Origin of the sequence: Caldichromatium japonicum, from assembly GCF_011290485.1 — a bacterium.
Classification (GTDB): Bacteria; Pseudomonadota; Gammaproteobacteria; order Chromatiales; family Chromatiaceae; genus Thermochromatium; species Thermochromatium japonicum.
The window spans coordinates 1,111,729-1,127,209 of record NZ_CP048029.1 but is presented as its reverse complement, the minus strand read 5'-3'; the positions used below and the strand labels follow the sequence as shown (position 1 = coordinate 1,127,209).

Genomic DNA, 15,481 nt, shown 5'->3' with positions numbered 1-15,481 from the left:
TTTCGGATCAATAGATTCCTGAGTTCACTGACCTCGGTGCCGCAGTCTGCGCCTCATCTGGCGACATGGCAGCGGGCCCGTCCAGGCATTCGACATTGAGCAAATAGACACGGCGGCTGTCGGCGCGGATGACGGTGAAACGGAAGGGACCGAGCTCAACCGCCTCGCCGCGTTTGGGCAGGTGACCAAAGGCATTGATCACCAGGCCGCCGATGGTATCGAAGGTCTCATCCGAGAAGTCACAGTCAAAATAGGCGTTAAAGTCCTCGATAGGAGTGCGGGCCTTGACGCTGAACAGATTGGGGCCGCGGCGAAAGATGCCGGTATCGTCGTCATAGTCGTGTTCGTCATCGATCTCGCCGACGATCTGTTCGAGTACGTCCTCTATGGTCACTAGACCCGCCGCCTGACCGTATTCATCGACGACAATGGCCATGTGATTGCGGCTGGCGCGAAACTCCTTGAGCAACACATTGAGCCTCTTGCTCTCGGGCACAAACAGAGCCGAACGCAGAAGCTCGCGGATATTGAAGGCCCGCCGCCGGTCCTCGGCGCAGAAGGCCAGGAGGTCCTTGGCCAGCACGATCCCGACTACCTCCCCTTTGTCCTCACCGATCACCGGAAAGCGCGAATGCGCCGTCTTGATGGCAATCTGGAGAATTTTGTCCAAGGGATCCTCGCGTCTGAGGACCACCATCTCGGCGCGCGGGACCATGATGTCGCGCACCCGTAGATCAGAGACGCCAAGGACGCCCTCGATCATGCTCAGGGCATCGTTATCCAATAATTGGCGCCGCCGCGCCTCTTTGAGTAGCTCGATCAGAGCCTCGCGATCCTTGGGTTCGCCCCCGAACCAATGGCCAAAACGCTCAAACCAATGGCGCGGACGCGAACCCTCCTCGTTTGATCGGTCACTAGTCATGCCTTGTTTCCAATTCCTCCATAGCTTCCTGGTCTTCATAGGGCGGGGGAAATCCCAGACCGGCCAGGATCGCGGTCTCCAGGGATTCCATCTCAGCGGCCTGTCCTGGGCTATGATGGTCATAGCCGATGAGATGTAGAACGCCGTGAACGACGAGATGGGCCCAATGGGCCTCGAGCGCCTTGCCCTGGGCGCTTGCCTCTTGCCGGACCAGAGCGCTACAGATCACTAGGTCCCCGATCAGGCCGTGGATCGGGTCCCGGGGGTCGATCCCAGGCGGCAGCTCAAAAGGAAAAGACAGCACATTGGTTGGACGGTCGCTACCGCGATATTGTCGATTCAAGGCCTGGCTTTCAGAAGGTTCCACCAGACGGATGGTCAGGGCGGCGCGATTGCGGCGACCGCTCAAGGCGGCCACCACCCATCGCTCAAGTTGTTGCAGGGTGGGGTGATCTCGGTCCTCAGCGGCAATTTGCAGGTCGAGGTCTAAGTCAAGGCTCATCGATTCTCGAACGCCTCGTAGGCATTGACGATGCGTTGCACCAAGGCATGGCGCACCACATCGCTGGCGTTGAAGAAGGTAAAGCTGATCCCTTCGATGTCCTTCAGCACCTCGATCGCTTGACGCAACCCCGAAGGCTGGCCACGCGGTAGATCGACCTGGGTTACATCGCCGGTGATCACCGCTGTCGAACCGAAACCGATGCGGGTCAAGAACATCTTCATCTGCTCGGGTGTTGTGTTTTGCGCCTCATCAAGGATGATGAACGCCTCATTGAGGGTGCGCCCGCGCATGAAGGCCAAGGGCGCGACCTCGATGACATTGCGCTCGATGAGCTTGTTGACCTTCTCAAAGCCTAGCATCTCGAAGAGGGCATCATAGAGCGGGCGCAGATAGGGATCGACCTTTTGCGCCAGGTCCCCAGGCAAAAAGCCCAGGCGCTCGCCGGCTTCGACCGCGGGTCGGACCAGGAGCAGGCGGCGGGCGCGCTCCGACTCAAGCGCCTCGACGGCACAGGCCACGGCCAGATAGGTCTTGCCGGTACCCGCGGGTCCGATACCAAAATTGATGTCATGGGCGAGGATGGCGTTGAGATAGGCCTGCTGATTGGGTCCGCGCGCCCGAATCAGACCGCGCCGGGTACGGATGGCAAACTCGGCGTGCGGTTGCACATCTGGCTCAACATGGTAATCCGCCCCAGTGGCTTGCAGGACGAGGTGGACCTTGTCGGGGGTGAGGACCTCGTTGGCGGTCTCGGCATAGAGTGCGCGCAAGACCCGTTCGCCGCGACGCACCGATTCGGGCTCGCCGATGAGACGGAAACAGGCCCCGCGGTTGTTGATCTCGATCCCGAGACGGCGTTCGAGATGGCGCAGGTTCTGGTCAAACTGGCCGCAGAGATTGGCTAGGCGGCCATTGTCGTTGGGGAGGAGCTCGAAGTCGAGCGCTTGAATGGACAGGCTCAAGGGTGTTCGCGAGCGAGATGCCCGCGCAGCGAATTGGGGAGGGCCTCGGTGATGGTCAGTTCGACGAACCGCCCAACCAGCGCGCGTGGACCGGCAAAGTTGACCACGCGATTGTTCTCAGTGCGACCGCAGAGCACATCGACATCCTTGCGCGAGGGGCCCTCGACGAGCACCCGCTGCACTGTGCCGACCATCGCCTGACTGATCCGCTGGACATGGGATTCAAGTCGCTCTTGCAGGAGGGCAAGACGCTCCTTCTTGACCGCCAAGGGCACCGAGTCTGGATAGCTCGCCGCCGGTGTGCCGGGCCTGCGGCTATAGACGAAGCTGAAGCTCTGATCGAAACCGATCGCGTCGATCAGGTCGAGGGTGGCGGCAAAATCCGCCTCGCTCTCGTCGGGGAAACCGACGATGAAATCCGACGAGATCCCGATCCCCGGGCGCACTGCACGCAGCCGCTCGACCTGGGCGCGATATTCAGCGGCGGTATAGCCGCGTTTCATCGCCGCGAGGATGCGGTCCGAGCCCGACTGCACCGGTAGATGCAAAAAACTGACGAGCTTGGACACCTCGGCGAAAGTCTCGATGAGGTCATCGCCAAACTCGGCAGGATGGCTGGTGGTGAAGCGGATGCGCTCGATCCCGTCAATCATGGCGACATAACGGATCAGGAGCGCCAGGCTCGCCTCGCTCCCATCGGCCATGGTCCCGCGATAGGCATTGACGTTTTGCCCCAGCAGATTGACCTCACGCACCCCTTGCTCGGCCAGGGTCGCGACCTCGGCGATCACATCGTCGAACGGCCGGCTGACCTCGGGTCCGCGGGTATAGGGCACGATGCAATAGGTGCAATACTTGGAGCAGCCCTCCATGACCGAGACATAGGCCACTGGCCCCTCGGCGCGCGGCTCGGGCAGGCGATCGAACTTTTCGATCTCGGGGAAGGAGACATCGACCTGGGGCCGACCAGTGGCCTCCAGCGCCTTGAGCATCTGGGCCAGGCGATGCAGGGTTTGGGGACCGAAGACCAGGTCGACATAGGGGGCGCGGGCGCGGATGGCCTCGCCCTCTTGGCTCGCCACACAGCCGCCAACCCCAATCACCACCCCTGGGCGGGCCTGTTTCAAGGGTCTCCAGCGCCCAAGCTGCGAAAAGACCTTTTCTTGGGCCTTTTCGCGCACCGAGCAGGTGTTAAGCAATAACACATCTGCCTCTTCCGGCGTGTCGGTGAGCTCGAGTCCGGCCTCGACCCGCAGCGACTCGGCCAGGCGCGCCGAGTCATAGACATTCATCTGGCAGCCGTAGGTTTGGATAAACAGCTTACGGGGTCGTCGATTCATCAGGTGTGTTTTACCGCAGCGCCCATCATCCATGATCATAGGTCAAGCCTCTCTATCCGTCAGCCCCTTCAGCCCCGCCCCACCCGCTTGCGGTCGTTTTCCTTGAGATGGCGTTTGCGCACGCGGATGGCCTTAGGGGTGACCTCGACCAGTTCGTCGTCCTTGATGAACTCGAGCGCCTGCTCCAGGGTGAAACGAATGGGCGGGGTCAGCAGGATATTCTCGTCCGAGCCGGCGGCACGGATGTTGGTCAGCTGCTTGGCCTTGAGCGGATTGACCGTCAGATCATTGTCGCGGCTATGGATGCCGACTACCTGGCCCTCATAGACCTCCTCGCCCGGACCGATCAGCATCCGGCCACGTTCTTGGAGATTGAACAGGGCATAGGCCAGGGCCTTGCCGGTGGCATTCGAGATCATCGAGCCATTGCGCCTGGGGGCGATGCTGCCCGGCTGGGCAGGGCAGTAGCGCTCGAAGACATGATATTTCAGGCCCGTCCCTGAGGTCAGGGTCATGAACTCGGTTTGAAAGCCGATCAGTCCACGCGAAGGGATCTCATAGTCCAGCCGCACCCGCCCCTTGCCGTCGGGGACCATGTCTTTGAGCTCGCCGCGCCGTTCGCCGAGCGCCTGCATGACCCCGCCTTGACAGCCCTCTTCAATATCGACCGTCAAGAGCTCATAGGGCTCGCAGATCTGGCCATCGATCTCGCGGAAGATCACCTCGGGACGCGAGACCGCCAGCTCATAGCCTTCGCGCCGCATGGTCTCGAGCAGGACCGCCAAATGTAGCTCTCCGCGTCCGGAGACGCGGAAACGGTTGGGGTCATTGCCCTCTTCGACCCGCAGGGCGACATTGTGGATCAGCTCGCGCTCCAGGCGCTCCTTGAGCTGGCGCGAGGTCAGATACTTGCCCTCGCGCCCAGCGAATGGCGAGGTATTGACCTGAAAGGTCATGGTCACGGTCGGCTCATCGACGGCCAAAGGCGGCAACGCCTGGATATGCTCGGGATCGCATAGGGTATCCGAGACATTAGGCGCCTCGATGCCGGTCAGGGCCACGATGTCGCCGGCGGTAGCCTCCGGCACCTCATAGCGTTCGAGCCCGAGATACCCATAGACCAGCCCGATCTTGGCCCGATAGGATGACCCATCCCGTTTGACGACGACCACCGGCTGATTGGGACGTACCCGGCCTTGGCGGATGCGCCCCACAGCGATGGCGCCAACATAGGGATTATAGTCCAGGGTCGAGACCTGCATCTGGAATGGGGCATCCGGATCGACCTGGGGCGGCGGGCAATGCTGGATAATCGCCTCGAAGAGCGGCGTCATATCGCCTGAGCGCACGTCCTCGGTGAGTCCGGCATAGCCTTGAAGGGCCGAGGCATAGATCACTGGGAAATCGAGCTGCGCATCGCTCGCCCCCAGCCGGTCGAAGAGGTCGAAGACCTGATCGATGACCCAGGCCGGACGCGCGCCTGGGCGGTCGATCTTGTTGACTACCACGATCGGGCGCAGGCCATGAGCGAATGCCTTGCGGGTCACAAAGCGGGTCTGAGGCATGGGGCCCTCCTGGGCATCGACCAGGAGCAAGACCGAATCGACCATCGATAAGACCCGTTCGACCTCACCCCCGAAATCGGCATGTCCAGGGGTATCGACGATATTGATGCGATAGCCGTTCCAGCGGATCGCCGTGTTCTTGGCCAGGATGGTGATCCCACGCTCGCGCTCTAGATCGTTTGAATCCATCACCCGCTCGACGGGGCCGAAACGTTCATCGAGCGTCCCCGACTGCTGCAAAAGCCGGTCAACGAGCGTGGTCTTGCCATGATCGACATGGGCGATGATGGCGATGTTGCGCAGTGTTTCGATCACGGGGCAACGACTCCGGGCCGCTGTATGCAGATCGCTGAGATCTCGTTCATGATGGGAGATTATGTTGGGATGGGGCGCGGCTTGGTTTCGCCGAACGGGCAACGCGGGCAACCCCTCGGCCTAGACGGACAAACGCGTTAGGCCTCGCCCAAGGATTTTCAAGGATTGTACCCCAAGGGCCGGACATTGGTAAGAATGGGGACAGGATGACCCCAGGTTGGCTTGAGGCCCTATACGTGGATGCTAGGGGTGTGCATGAGTGTACTTTCCCCAGATGCCCAAGCAAGTCCGCTCACCCAAAGACCGCTGCACCAGCCAAATGGTCACGAAGCTGTAAAACTCGATCCCGCTTGGACTTTTTGGAGATACCAACAGAACCTGTGGATAACCCTGTGGATAACTCTGGCCTGCTGCCCGCCAGGGCGCGTCATCTTTGGGCCCAAAACAGATTGCACGCATTTTAGGCGCTTTAAAAAATTCTCAAAAATCAAAACTTTATCTAAAAAAGAAGCTGCTAGCCCGCGACCTACTGCCCCCTACACAAACCAGACATTGGCGGTGGCAGGCTGTGGACAAATCCAGGTTTTGGGATCCAAGTCAAGTAAACTGACCGAGGCGTTCGCTCCATGTCAGGGTCTCGCCTGGTTCGCCACAGCGGCGAATTGCCCCGGCATTACATATCAAGAGACGCAGATCGCGGAGGGTTGGCATGACGGGGTCGGACTGTTTTCGAGGTTCTGGCAAGGATGAACCCATCGGGTATTCGAATATGCTGATCGATGAATATATATTTCGCAAAACAAAGACTTGCGTTTGAACAATAAAAGCCCCAGCATAGCAGTCGAGGTGCATCGGTCCAGTGTCGGCGAGGCAAAGGCGCTGGATCGGCAAAGGCGTGGGCGAGACCGATCAGTCGGGATAGACGGCTAAGCCGCTCACCCCCAGCGATCGATTCGCAAAGACCCCAGATCACGAGAAGAGACCCGCATGACCCCTAGCGACCTTCAGCCCGTCCGCGATCATCTCGCCAGACGCGTCATCGGCCAGCGTTCGTTCATCGACAGCATGCTGATCTGTCTCTTGAGCGGCGGGCATCTGCTGGTTGAAGGCATGCCCGGGCTTGCCAAGACCACTGCTGTCAAGGCGCTCGCCGAGGCGATCGAGTGCGACTTTCATCGCATCCAGTTCACCCCGGATCTTCTGCCATCGGACCTCATCGGCACTGACATCTATCGCCATGACAAGGGCGAGTTCGAGTTTCGGCCTGGGCCCTTGTTTCATAACATCCTGCTCGCCGATGAGGTCAACCGCGCCCCCGCCAAGGTGCAATCGGCGCTCCTTGAGGCCATGGCCGAGCATCAGATCACTGTGGGCCAAAAGACCTATCCGCTGCCGCGGCTCTTTATGGTCCTCGCCACCCAAAACCCGATCGAGCAGGAGGGGACCTATCACCTGCCTGAGGCCCAGCTCGACCGGTTCTTGATGCAGGCGATCGTCAGCTACCCGAGCCGCGACGAGGAACTGAAGATCTTAGAGCTCGACAGCGAGCAACAGAAACAGACCCCGCAAGCACCGGCGAGGCCCCTCAGCCAGGCCGAGCTCTTTGCCATGCGCCGTGCGGTCGCCGAGGTCTATCTCGACCCGCGGCTGAACGGCTATATCGTCGATCTGGTCCAGGCGACTCGTAACCCCAGGCTCTATGACCGCGACCTGGGGCGCTGGTGTCGCTTTGGCGCCAGCCCGCGCGCAAGCATCGCCCTCGCCCGCTGCGCCCGCGCCCGCGCCTGGCTGGACGGCGAGACCTATGTTGCGCCGCATCATATCCAGTCGGCCGCCCCTGAGATCCTACGCCACCGCATCCTCCTGACCTTCGAGGCCGAGGCCGAGGGGGTGAATGCAGACGAGGTCATCCGGCGGCTCCTGGGTCTGGTCGCCGTACCCTGAGAGGCCCCTGATGGACTGGCAGTCGATCATCACCGATCCGCTGCTCTCTGAACTCCCGTTCAAGATCGAGCTCAACGCATGGGGCAAGGTCGAGATGACCCCGGCCACCAACCTGCATGGTTTGTTACAGGCGACCATTGCGGTCCTGTTGCGGCGCCATCTGCTGGACGGCAAGGTGCTCCTCGAATGCAGTATCGAAACGGCGAAAAACATCAAGGTCGCTGCTGCCGCCTGGTGCTCGGCGCCATTGTTTGCGCGTCATGGCTATCGCATGCCATATCCAGAGTCGTCTGAGCTGGTGGTGGAAGTTGCCTCGCCGAGCAATCGCTTAAGCGAGCTCATCGAGAAGAGGGAACTTTATTCTGCACGCGGGGTGCAAGAGGTGTGGATCTGCGAAGAGACGGGAGAGATGCGCTTTGCTCGACCGACCGGCCCACTGACTCGCCCGCTGATCTGTCCTGGTTTTCCCGAGAGGGTCGAGCTTTAGATGAGCCTCTATCCCCGCCTCGATGACCTCTTGGAGCTGCGCCATCAGGCGCGCGCCTTTGGTCTGCCTTCGCATCATCTGGTCAATTCGGCATTCGCTGGGCTGTATGCCTCGGTCTTTCGCGGGGCGGGGCTCAATTTCGAGGAGGTGCGCGACTATCGCGAGGGAGACGACATCCGCTATATGGACTGGAAGGTGACAGCGCGCACCAATGAGCCCCATATGAAGATCTTTCGCGAGGAACGCGAGCGTTCGGTATTTCTTTGTGTGGATAAGGGGCCGCAGATGGCCTTCGGCACCCGCGGGACCTTCAAATCGGTCCAGGCGGCACGCGCTGCGGCCCTCCTCGGTTGGGCGGCCAGCCGGCTCAACGACCGGGTGGGTGGGCTGATCTTCGGGGATGGAGGGGGAAGAGGCCGGCAAGAGGTCGTCGCTCCCCAAGATGCCGATGCCCCGTACCTCCAACACTTTCGCCCCGCGCGCGGTCGGCGGGCGCTGTGGCAACTGTTACGCGCGCTCAGCGAGCCCGCAATCCCTATCGCACCGCCCACCGACCCCTTGATCGAGGCCCTGCGCCGCACCGACTCGGGCCTACCGACGGGGTCTCTGATCTTCGCGATCGGGGATTTCAACCGCGAGGTCGCCCCGCTCGAACAGGTCCTGGGCAACCTCTGCCAGCGCCATACCCTGGTCCTACTCCCGATCGATGACCCCGCCGACTGGGAGATCCCGCCGATGGGCCTGATGACCTTTCGCGGCCCAGGGGGTGAACTCGTCGAGATCGATACCGATGACCCAGAGGCGCAACGGCGCTATCGCGCCCTGTGGGAGGAACGGCGGGCCCGCCTCAAGGCGATCGCTCAGCGCCTGCATATCCTGCTCTTTCCGGTGCGCACACAAGACGAGATCCATCTGGCGCTGTTGCGCCATCTCGAACAACGGGCGCGCTCGCGGGCGGTCTAGACATGGACCCATTGCTTCCGCTCGAACCCACCCTCCAGGCATTGCGCGACATCCGCGACCTGCCGCCCCTCCCCTGGTGGCCGCCAGCGCTTGGCTGGTGGTTGCTGGCCGCGGGTCTGATCGCGCTCGGCTTACTCATCTGGCGCTGGCGCTCGATCTTGAGCCTTTCCCTCCCGCTCCCTGGGATCACCCTGGGCACCTGGCGCTGGGAGGCGGCGCAGGTCCTGCGCGACCTGCGCCGCAGGCTTGCGCGCGGCGATGACCCCAAGGCGCTCGCGGGCGAGCTCTCTGAGCTCATGCGCTGCATCGCTATGGCCCGCTTTGGGCGCCCTGCCTGTGCCGGATTGACGGGGAGGGATTGGCTCTCTTGGCTCGCTGAACACGACCCCAATGGCTTTTCCTGGGAGGAACGAGGCCAGATCCTGATCCAGGCACCCTATGCCCCACCGGGTCGGGTCGAGACAGAGCAGGCGGTGGCTGCCCTACAAGCGCTGATCGCAGCTGCCTGGGGGTGGGTCGAGACAGGCACCCAAGGCAAAAGCATCGCCGTTAGAAACGCCGGCCGGAGCGCCGCCATCTTGCGGGCTTCATCTGCCGCCGAGATGGCGGCGTTCGCAGGTGTGCGAGACAAGGCCGATGTTTGAGTTCCACTGGCCCTGGGCTGCACTCCTACTTCCCCTCCCTTGGGTGTTGCCAAGGCTATGGCCGGATCGCCGGCCTGCCGAGGAAGAGGTCCTGGATGGTCAACGCCAGACCCTGCTCCATCCGCGCATCCATGATCTCCAGGCGACCTTCAGCACGCGGCGCCTGCGCCTACCGCTCGCCGGTTGGCTCTATCGCGCCCTGTTGGGACTGTCCTGGATCGGCCTGGTCGTGGCACTCATGGGCCCACAATGGCTGACCCCCTATACCGAGGTCAGTACCCCAGGCTACGACCTGATGCTGGCGGTCGATGCCTCGCACTCGATGGAGGCGCTGGACTTTACCGTCGAGGGTCGTCCGATCAGCCGCATGTCGGTGGTCAAGGGGGTGATGGGGCGTTTCATCGATGCGCGCGCCGGCGACCGCGTGGGTCTGGTGCTCTTCGGCACCCAGGCATTCGTGCTCTCACCCCTGACCCTGGATCGGCATGCCGTGCGCCAACTGCTGGATGGGGTAGTGCCGAGCATCGCCGGGCCGGCGACTGCCCTTGGCGATGCCATCGCGCTCGGCGCAAGCAAGCTGCGCGAGCGTCCCGAGGGCTCGCGGGTGATGATACTGATCGCTGATGGCGACAACAATTCGGGAAGCTTTACCCCCCGCGAGGCGACGCTGCTTGCCCGCAACTGGGGGGTGCGGATCTATGTGATCGGGGTCGGCAGCAGGCAGGAGCGCATCCCGATCCTGGAGAACGGCCAGATCCGTTATCGCGATGACCTGACCATGGACGAAGGCAGGCTGCAAGAGATCGCAGACCTCACCGGCGGGGCCTATTTCCGCGCCACCGATACCCGCGCCTTGGAGGAGATCTCGGCGCGCATCGATCAGCTCGAAAAGACCGAGGCCCAGGCCCGCACCGCCTTTCTGCCGCGCCCCTTGTATCGCTGGCCTTTAGGGATGGCGCTTGCGGCCCTGCTTGCCCTCGGTCTATTCCCCGAGGGACGTAAGCGTCTATTGGGAGGGATCGCCCGTGTCTGAGACCGGATTTCATTTTGCCCAGCCGCTGTGGTTTCTGGGCCTCTTTCTGATCCTGCTGGTCGCCCTGTGGCTCAAACATAGCCGCATCCAGGCCGCGCGCGCCCCCATCCACCGCTATGCCGATCCCCATCTCCTGCCTCATCTCACCGGCATGCGTGAGTTAAACACCGCCGAGCGCTGGGGGCGCTTTTGGCGCTGGGCCTTGCTGTGGACTCTCGCCCTGGTCGCCATGGCCGGCCCGCGCTGGGACTATCGCGACCTGCGTCTGTTTCATCCGGGAAATAACTTGTTGATCCTGCTCGACATCTCGCGCTCGATGCTGGCTGAGGATACAAGCCCCAATCGGCTGGCGCGCGCGCGCCAGGAGATCCAAGACCTGATCGTCCACAACCGCGAGGTTAGGCTGGGGTTGATCGCCTTCGCCACCGTGCCCCAGGTGCTTGCCCCGATTACCGAGGACATGACCAGCCTGCTCCATATCCTGCCCGCGCTCTCCTCTGACCTGGTGAGCTCCAACCTCCAGGGCAGCAGCCTGACGCGGGCACTGATGCGCGCCGAGCCACTGCTCGCCGGTCTGCCCAAGGAGAGCACGCGTTCGCTGCTTCTAATCTCAGATGGCGACTTCGTCGAGCCTGGTCTGCGCGAACAGGTCGTACGCCTCGCCGAGCAGGGGGTACGCCTGCATATCCTAGGCATTGGCACGCCGGAGGGAGGGAGCATCCCCGCCCCTCAGGGCGGGGTCATGGTCGATCCCAAGGACCCCCAGCGCCGACCCGTGCGCTCGGCCCTCAACGAGCCCTTGCTCCAGGAGCTGGCCCAGCTCGGCGGCGGGACCTATCGGCGCGCCGATTTTCGCACCGGCGACACCCAGGCGATCCTCAAGGCGGTCGCAGCCAACCGCCTGCCGCCAGAGGCGAGCGATGTGCGCACCAGAATATGGAATGAGCGCTATTGGCTGGCGCTGATCCCTCTGGCCCTTTTGCTCCTGCTCCAATTTCGGGAGGCGCGCAGGGTGCACAGCGCGCACCCTGCTGCGTTCTTGCTTGCGCTCGCCGTCTTGCTCCCACCACCCTCGGCCCAGGCCGGTTGGTTCAAGACGCGCGAACAAGAGGGCTATGATCTGTACCGTCAAGGCGACTATGGCTCGGCGGCCCGGTCCTTTGCTGACCCCTATCGCCGCGGCGTGGCGCTTTATCGCGCTGGCGACTACCAGGGGGCCGAACGCACATTCTCCCAGGCGCTCGATGGGCCGTTTGCCGAGGATGCCCGCTATAACCTGGGCAATGCGCGCTTTAAGCTCGGCGACTATGCGGGGGCGGCCGAGGCATACGAGGGCGTGCTCGCCCAGAACCCATCGCATGAGGACGCCGCCTATAACCTAGCCCTGGCGCGCGCCATGCTCGCCCGTCTCGAGCAGGAACAGTTCCGCGAAGCAGCCAAGGCGCAGGAACAGCAACAAGAACAGCGGCAGGCCCAAGATCGACAGGGGTCTTCAAGTCAGTCCACTGAACCTCGCCGCAAGGGCGAAACCGAAAAGACGCAGCGCGGACAAGAGACTGCCAAGCAACGGCAGGCGGACCAACAACAGCGCCAAGAGCAGCAACAAGGCGCCCAACAGCAACAGCAGTCATCCCAAGTATCGCAACAGACCTCCGGCCAGTCGCAACAAGGCCAACAACAGCAAGCAAAACAGGGTCAACAAGACCGGCAACAATCCGCTCAGGGGCAGCAGGCCCAGCAGTCCGCCGGTCAACGACAGGGCAAACAGCAACCAGGCGGCGCTCAACAGCAGTTCTCATCAGACGCCTCATCCGACCAGGAACAGGCCGACCAGTCGGCCGCCCAGAGCGGCTCGGGACAGGGATCCGATCAGGGGACGCAGGGAAGATCGCGCGCTGACCAGCAGGGGCATAGCCAGGAGGGCGAGACCGCGGGCGGCGCGGCTGAGGGCGAGGACCAGGGGATGCAAGAGGACCAAGTCCAAGGGATGGATGGGGGGGAGACCTCATCTACGCAGCAGCAGGGGCAGATGGGCGAAAAGACAGAGGGTCCTAAGACCCAGGGCGCCCAACCCCGAGAGGCGCAGCACGACGACCGCGGTCAGATGAGGCGCGACAAAGGAACAGGCGACAGCAAGCACGAGGGTTTGAGTGCCGGCGAGCGCGGCGCTCAATCCCCCGAATCCGCTCAGAAGGCCGCAGGCGAGGAGCAACCTACCGACCGCCGCGGTCGTCGGGCGCAGGAACAAAGTGCACGCGATCAGCAGGCAGACGCCGGCCAAGAACAGCCCGACGCCGGCGACGAGGGTCAACCCAGGGATCAGGAAGGGATGGGCGGCGCCGAGCCCAAACCCGAGGCACCCCACTCCCCCGTCGCCAAGGGAGAGGCCAAGGACCCTGCCGGACAACGTCCCCCCAGTCGCGGCGCGCGTCCTATCCAGCCGAGAGAGCTTAATCCTGATTCAGCGACCTCGGTCGAGCGCTTCGACCAGCTCGGTCAGGGTCTGGGCGAGGATGAGTCCCGCGAGGGGGTGAGCCCTGCCTTCCAGGGGCTTCGGCTCATAGCGGGTCCGGGGATGGCGATCCTGGAGGAACGGCTCGAACAGATCCAGGGTGACCCAAGTCTCTTGATCCGCAATCAGTTCCAGTTCGAGGAACGACGCCTGATGCCAGGCGCGACCGGTCAATGGATGGAGACGCGCCCATGGTGATCCCAGGGGGACAAGGGCCTCTTGCCCATCTCCATCATCAATGTCACCGATCCCTAGGGTACGCATTGCGTACCCTGTTATTTGCCATCTGTCTTATCGTGACCGCGCCTGCATTCGCGCAATCCGAGCGCACTCCGGCGAACCCATCGCCGCCTTGGATCCAGCCTGAGCAGCCTGATGGCACCCCCTCCGAGCAGCGGGGCGGGATGCGTCCTCCTGAGTCTCCCTTTTGGCTGCCCCCGGGCCGGTCGTTTCAGCCGCCCCTACCCTACGGCGCCCCACCGGCCCCTTGGCACTATCCCGCGCAACAGGCGCCCGGCCAGGCCCCAACTCAGTGGTCAACCTCCTCCCCTTCCGGCCCCTGGGGACAGGGACCCCAGCCGGCAGCCCCTGGTTGGCCTGCAGGACAAGGCTGGGGTCCGCAGCGGTTTGGGCCCTGGGGGCCAAATCCCCCGTCTTCACCGCCGCAGCGGGCCCAGCCCCCCGTCTCTCCGCCGTCCGCATCCTCTATGCCTCCTGACTGGCCTAAGATGGCCCCTGGTTGGCAAGGCCCCGCTTCTCCCCCGAGCGGCCCGCGCCCGCAAGCTCCAGGCCCCTTCCAGGCCCCGAGCGCCTGGACTCCGAGGCTGAATTGGTCGATCGAGACCTCAGACCCCTATCTGCAACAGCCCGTATTGCTCCGGCTTGAGGTCGCCAGCAGCGATGATCCGGGGACCTTAAGCCTAGAGCTTCCGACCACAGACGATGCCTTGCTCAAGGTTTTCAGCGGTCCTACCAACGACATCCGCTTTGAACAGGGTGTACAACAGATCATCAAGCGCTTCATCCTAACCCTGACCCCGGTGCGCACTGGCGACCTGGCCCTGCCGCCGATCAGGGTCAAGGGTACCCTAGGATTCGGCCAGGTCTATGAGCTGGCGACCGACCCTATCCGCCTCCAGGTGCGCCCACCCATGCCCTCTGTGCGCCCCTGGTTGCCGCTCAAGTCATTGATCCTGAAGGCGCATCTCGACCGCGAAGGACCCCTTGCGCCCGGTCAGCCAGTGACATTGGTCATCGAGCTTGCGGCAACCGGCGGGACGGCCACCCAGCTCCCCAGCCTCGAAAAACAGCTCGCCGCCTCTGGCCTAAGGGTCTATCGCGAGCAGGCGCTCACCGACACCAGGCTGTCGGCGGATGGACAGGCGCTCCTGGCGGGCCGGACCGAGTATTACACCCTGATCCCGCAAAACAGCGGGCGGCTGACCCTGCCTGAGCTCAGCATCGCTTGGTGGAACCTCGAGCGCGCTGTCCGCGAGGTCGCGCGCCTGTCGCCCCTGACCCTGGAGGTGCGCGGTGGCCCATTACAACAGACGCTCGCTTGGCTGGCCGATATTGCTGCCAGGCTGTGGCTGCCGCTGGTCGTCATCCTGCTCGTGCTTGGGAGTTACTGGGTTGGAACCCGTTATCGCGGGCGCCTACCGGAGCTCGGTCGCGATGTCATACGCCTGACGCTCACAGTTGCGGCAGGGGGTTGGCGTCAGCTCTCTGCCTGGGGTGCACCCCTTACGCGCACCCTCGCCCCAGGCTCTGTGTTCAGGCGGCTGCATCGATTTGGCTTGCGTCTATTGCCCGAGCAACGGCGACTGATCCTGAAGCTGCGCCATGCCGAGGGCGCCAAGACGCCAGAGGACTGGTATCGACGCCTCATGCAAACGGATCTTGTAGATCCAGGCGCGCTCACTCGACCGGGCCTGCTTGGGCGCTTGGTGAACGCCTGCCCAAAGGCTAACCCACAGACACTTGCGCGTCTTTTGCGCCAACTGGATGCGGCGATCTACGGTCGAGAGCCGCTCGATTTTGCTCAGTGGAAACGCGACTGGCACCGTCAACTGCGCCGGGGATGTAAACCGCTTGCGAGAACCGGTCGGTGGCTGCAGCGTGCCGGGCTGCCGCCTCTCAATCCGCAGGTATAGTTCTTTCACCAGGGCAAAAAGAGCGCCATGACCGCTCCCCGCAAACTCCCCATCGGCATCCAGACCCTTGCCAAGATCCGCGAAGGCAATTGCTACTAGCTAGATAAAACACCCTTTGTCGCCTGCCTTACTGAAG

At 62.9% G+C, this 15,481-nt stretch carries 12 protein-coding genes; 7 read left to right on the top strand and 5 right to left on the bottom strand.

Annotated elements, in window-relative coordinates:
* Positions 1 to 7 precede the first annotated feature (7 nt).
* The 5 genes from GWK36_RS05545 to typA form a co-directional block, all read right to left on the bottom strand.
* Positions 8 to 922, bottom strand: coding sequence for a CorC family transporter (locus tag GWK36_RS05545; protein ID WP_166270296.1), 915 nt, complete (start codon positions 920 to 922; stop codon positions 8 to 10).
* Positions 915 to 1,424 carry an rRNA maturation RNase YbeY gene (gene ybeY, locus GWK36_RS05540; RefSeq protein WP_166270295.1) on the bottom strand — a complete coding sequence of 170 codons (510 nt, stop codon included), beginning with the start codon at positions 1,422 to 1,424 and terminating at the stop codon, positions 915 to 917. Before ybeY ends, GWK36_RS05545 begins: the two co-directional genes overlap by 8 nt.
* On the bottom strand, positions 1,421 to 2,389 hold the full coding sequence (locus GWK36_RS05535) for a PhoH family protein (RefSeq protein ID WP_166270294.1): 969 nt from the start codon (positions 2,387 to 2,389) through the stop codon (positions 1,421 to 1,423). Before GWK36_RS05535 ends, ybeY begins: the two co-directional genes overlap by 4 nt.
* Complete coding sequence (gene miaB, locus GWK36_RS05530; protein WP_166270293.1) at positions 2,386 to 3,729, bottom strand: tRNA (N6-isopentenyl adenosine(37)-C2)-methylthiotransferase MiaB; 1,344 nt, start codon at positions 3,727 to 3,729, stop codon at positions 2,386 to 2,388. The genes GWK36_RS05535 and miaB overlap by 4 nt, the downstream gene beginning before the upstream one ends.
* Positions 3,730 to 3,797: 68 nt before the next feature.
* Positions 3,798 to 5,609, bottom strand: coding sequence for a translational GTPase TypA (gene typA / locus GWK36_RS05525; RefSeq protein ID WP_166270292.1), 1,812 nt, complete (start codon positions 5,607 to 5,609; stop codon positions 3,798 to 3,800).
* 987 nt (positions 5,610 to 6,596) lie between these two features.
* Between typA and GWK36_RS05520 the strand changes: the two genes are divergently transcribed.
* The 7 genes from GWK36_RS05520 (at position 6,597) to GWK36_RS05490 (ending at position 15,345) form a co-directional block, all read left to right on the top strand.
* The gene (locus tag GWK36_RS05520) at positions 6,597 to 7,553 is read left to right on the top strand and encodes an AAA family ATPase (protein WP_166270291.1); all 957 of its coding nucleotides are present in this window, start codon (positions 6,597 to 6,599) and stop codon (positions 7,551 to 7,553) included.
* 10 nt (positions 7,554 to 7,563) lie between these two features.
* On the top strand, positions 7,564 to 8,040 hold the full coding sequence (locus GWK36_RS05515) for a Uma2 family endonuclease (protein WP_166270290.1): 477 nt from the start codon (positions 7,564 to 7,566) through the stop codon (positions 8,038 to 8,040).
* The gene (locus GWK36_RS05510) at positions 8,041 to 9,003 is read left to right on the top strand and encodes a DUF58 domain-containing protein (protein WP_166270289.1); all 963 of its coding nucleotides are present in this window, start codon (positions 8,041 to 8,043) and stop codon (positions 9,001 to 9,003) included. It abuts the gene before it with no gap.
* Positions 9,004 to 9,005: 2 nt separating this feature from the next.
* Positions 9,006 to 9,647 (top strand): DUF4381 domain-containing protein, encoded by a 642-nt coding sequence (locus GWK36_RS05505; RefSeq protein ID WP_166270288.1) that lies wholly within the window; start codon positions 9,006 to 9,008, stop codon positions 9,645 to 9,647.
* Positions 9,640 to 10,680 carry a VWA domain-containing protein gene (locus GWK36_RS05500; protein WP_166270287.1) on the top strand — a complete coding sequence of 347 codons (1,041 nt, stop codon included), beginning with the start codon at positions 9,640 to 9,642 and terminating at the stop codon, positions 10,678 to 10,680. The genes GWK36_RS05505 and GWK36_RS05500 overlap by 8 nt, the downstream gene beginning before the upstream one ends.
* Positions 10,673 to 13,390 carry a vWA domain-containing protein gene (locus GWK36_RS05495; RefSeq protein WP_166270286.1) on the top strand — a complete coding sequence of 906 codons (2,718 nt, stop codon included), beginning with the start codon at positions 10,673 to 10,675 and terminating at the stop codon, positions 13,388 to 13,390. The genes GWK36_RS05500 and GWK36_RS05495 overlap by 8 nt, the downstream gene beginning before the upstream one ends.
* A gap of 530 nt (positions 13,391 to 13,920) precedes the next feature.
* Positions 13,921 to 15,345, top strand: coding sequence for a BatD family protein (locus GWK36_RS05490; RefSeq protein ID WP_166270285.1), 1,425 nt, complete (start codon positions 13,921 to 13,923; stop codon positions 15,343 to 15,345).
* Positions 15,346 to 15,481 lie beyond the last annotated feature (136 nt).

What these genes read in the sequence shown, in the direction of transcription:
- GWK36_RS05545 (WP_166270296.1), bottom strand. Translation starts at nt 922, where the DNA reads ATGACTAGTGACCGATCAAACGAGGAGGGTTCGCGTCCGCGCCATTGG.
- ybeY (WP_166270295.1), bottom strand. Translation starts at nt 1,424, where the DNA reads ATGAGCCTTGACTTAGACCTCGACCTGCAAATTGCCGCTGAGGACCGA.
- miaB (WP_166270293.1), bottom strand. Translation starts at nt 3,729, where the DNA reads ATGAATCGACGACCCCGTAAGCTGTTTATCCAAACCTACGGCTGCCAG.
- GWK36_RS05520 (WP_166270291.1), top strand. Translation starts at nt 6,597, where the DNA reads ATGACCCCTAGCGACCTTCAGCCCGTCCGCGATCATCTCGCCAGACGC.
- GWK36_RS05515 (WP_166270290.1), top strand. Translation starts at nt 7,564, where the DNA reads ATGGACTGGCAGTCGATCATCACCGATCCGCTGCTCTCTGAACTCCCG.
- GWK36_RS05510 (WP_166270289.1), top strand. Translation starts at nt 8,041, where the DNA reads ATGAGCCTCTATCCCCGCCTCGATGACCTCTTGGAGCTGCGCCATCAG.
- GWK36_RS05505 (WP_166270288.1), top strand. Translation starts at nt 9,006, where the DNA reads ATGGACCCATTGCTTCCGCTCGAACCCACCCTCCAGGCATTGCGCGAC.
- GWK36_RS05500 (WP_166270287.1), top strand. Translation starts at nt 9,640, where the DNA reads ATGTTTGAGTTCCACTGGCCCTGGGCTGCACTCCTACTTCCCCTCCCT.
- GWK36_RS05490 (WP_166270285.1), top strand. Translation starts at nt 13,921, where the DNA reads ATGGCCCCTGGTTGGCAAGGCCCCGCTTCTCCCCCGAGCGGCCCGCGC.